1 protein-coding gene is annotated in these 2851 nt (G+C 68.0%); it reads right to left on the bottom strand.

All coding sequences use genetic code 11. From position 1 onward, the window contains the following. Window positions 1-64 precede the first annotated feature (64 nt). On the bottom strand, window positions 65-2470 hold the full coding sequence (locus ACFWGJ_RS43150) for a sodium-translocating pyrophosphatase (RefSeq protein ID WP_387334439.1): 2406 nt from the start codon (window positions 2468-2470) through the stop codon (window positions 65-67). Window positions 2471-2851 lie beyond the last annotated feature (381 nt).

Genomic DNA, 2851 nt, shown 5'->3' with positions numbered 1-2851 from the left:
CGGCACGTCAGTACGCGCCGTCCGCCCGCCCGTTGGACGAAATCCGCTCAGCCGGGCCCGGGGGCTACGAGACCACCGCCGGATCGGCCGGTTTGGCCACCCGCTCGGAGTTGCCCTCGTCGCCCACCGCGATGCCGCGCCGCTTGGACACGTACACCGCGCCGATGATGACGGCGAGCGAGAGCACCGCGATGAGGATCCGCATGCCCACACTCTTGTCGTCGCCGTAGCTGAATTTGACCACTGCCGGCGCGATGAGCAGCGCCACCAGGTTCATCACCTTCAGGAGGGGGTTGATCGCGGGTCCCGCGGTGTCCTTGAAGGGGTCGCCGATCGTGTCGCCGATCACCGTCGCGGCATGGGCCTCGCTGCCCTTGCCGCCGTGGTGGCCGTCCTCGACGAGCTTCTTGGCGTTGTCCCACGCCCCTCCGGAGTTGGCGAGGAAGACCGCCATCAGCGTGCCGGTGCCGATGGCGCCCGCGAGGAAGGCGCCGAGCGCCCCGACCCCCAGCGTGAACCCGATCGCGATCGGCGTCAGTACGGCGAGCAGACCGGGCGTGGTCAGCTCGCGCAGCGCGTCCTTCGTACAGATGTCGACGACACGCCCGTACTCGGGCTTCTCGCTGTAGTCCATGATCCCGGGACGCTCGCGGAACTGCCGCCGCACCTCGTAGACCACGGCCCCGGCGGAGCGCGACACCGCGTTGATCGCCAGCCCCGAGAAGAGGAAGACGACCGCGGCGCCCGCGATGAGCCCGACCAGGTTGTTGGGCTGCGAGATGTCCATCATCAGGTTCATCGGCGCGCCCGCGCCCGAGACCTTCTGCCCCACGTCGTTCGCGGCCGTGAGGATGGCGTCCCGGTACGAGCCGAAGAGCGCCGACGCCGCCAGTACCGCCGTGGCGATGGCGATGCCCTTCGTGATGGCCTTGGTGGTGTTGCCGACGGCGTCCAGGTCGGTGAGGACCTGTGCGCCCGCGCCCTCGACGTCGCCCGACATCTCGGCGATGCCCTGCGCGTTGTCGGAGACCGGCCCGAAGGTGTCCATGGCGACGATGACGCCGACCGTGGTGAGCAGCCCCGTTCCGGCGAGGGCCACCGCGAACAGCGCCAGCATGATGGACGTACCGCCGAGCAGGAAGGCCCCGTAGACGCCGAGGCCGATCAGCAGCGCGGTGTAGACGGCCGATTCGAGACCGATCGAGATACCGGCGAGGACGACGGTGGCCGGGCCGGTGAGCGAGGTCTTGCCGATGTCCTTCACCGGGCGACGGGTCGTCTCGGTGAAGTAGCCGGTCAGCTGCTGGATCAGCGCGGCCAGCACGATGCCGATGGCGACCGCGAGGAGCGCGAGGATCCGCGGGTCACCGGACTTGCCGAGGATGGCCTCGTCGGTGACACCGTCCAGCTCGGCGTACGAGGACGGCAGGTAGACGAAGACGGCCACGGCCACCAGCGCCAGCGAGATCACCGCGGAGATGAAGAAGCCGCGGTTGATGGCGCTCATCCCGCTGCGGTCGGCACGGCGCGGGGCGACCGCGAAGATGCCGATCATCGCGGTGAGTACGCCGATCGCGGGCACGATCAGCGGGAAGGCGAGCCCGGAGTCACCGAACGCCGCCTTGCCGAGGATCAGCGCGGCGACGAGCGTGACGGCGTACGACTCGAAGAGGTCGGCGGCCATACCGGCGCAGTCGCCGACGTTGTCGCCCACGTTGTCCGCGATGGTCGCGGCGTTGCGCGGATCGTCCTCCGGGATGCCCTGCTCGACCTTGCCGACGAGGTCGGCGCCGACGTCGGCGGCCTTGGTGAAGATGCCGCCGCCGACACGCATGAACATGGCGATCAGCGCGGCGCCGAGACCGAAGCCCTCCAGGACCTTCGGCGCGTCGGCCGCGTACACGAGCACCACACAGGAGGCGCCCAGCAGACCGAGCCCCACCGTGAACATGCCGACGACGCCGCCCGTGCGGAAAGCGATCTTCATGGCTTTGTGCGAGACGGCGGTGAGATCCTTTTCGGGCTCACCCTCCGCCGGGGTCGCTTCCCGTGCCGCGGCGGCCACGCGGACATTGCTGCGTACGGCGAGCCACATGCCGATATATCCGGTGGTCGCCGAGAACGCCGCGCCGATCAAGAAGAAGACCGATCGGCCGGCACGCTGATTCCAGTCGTCCGCGGGCAGCAGCATGAGCAGGAAGAACACCACGACGGCGAATACCCCGAGGGTACGCATCTGCCGGCCCAGGTAGGCATTCGCGCCCTCCTGGATCGCGACCGCGATCTTCTTCATGCTTTCGGTGCCCTCGCCCGCCGCGAGCACCTGGCGGACCAGGACTCCGGCGACGGCAAGCGCCGCAAGGGCGACGACCGCGATCACCACGACGATGAGGCGGTTGTCGTCCGTCAGTACCGCGGCTGCGAGGGTAGTGGGCTGGTCAAACTGATGAGGGGTAGAAAGCCCCGCCATTCGTCCTCCTTGACGCTTGGACCGAGCTCAAGATGTGGACGGATTGTAGGTACCGGAACCTGATCAAAACAGTGCGCGGTAAGCGGAATTGGCCTTCGCATGCTCTTCAGCAAATGATCCGGGGATCCGCGGGGGGGCTCGAAAGCGGTAATGCCTCAAACGCATTGACGCCAGGTCCATTGGTGTGCGGCACGGCGTAAAGCTGATCGTATTGTTGATCGAAATCCGGATCGTGAATTTATTCACGAAATAGGGGTGGCTTGATCCGGAGGGCGTCGCCGCACTCCGCGGGCGTTCCCGGTGCGGCTGTTAACACCTGCGGGGTGGTCCGGACGGCCTGCCAGGGGGCCGGGGCGGCGGCACGGGTCGGTCAGCCCAAGG

Origin of the sequence: Streptomyces sp. NPDC060205, from assembly GCF_042728395.1 — a bacterium.
GTDB lineage: Bacteria > Actinomycetota > Actinomycetes > Streptomycetales > Streptomycetaceae > Streptomyces.
This window is presented reverse-complemented; position numbering and strand designations above follow the sequence as displayed.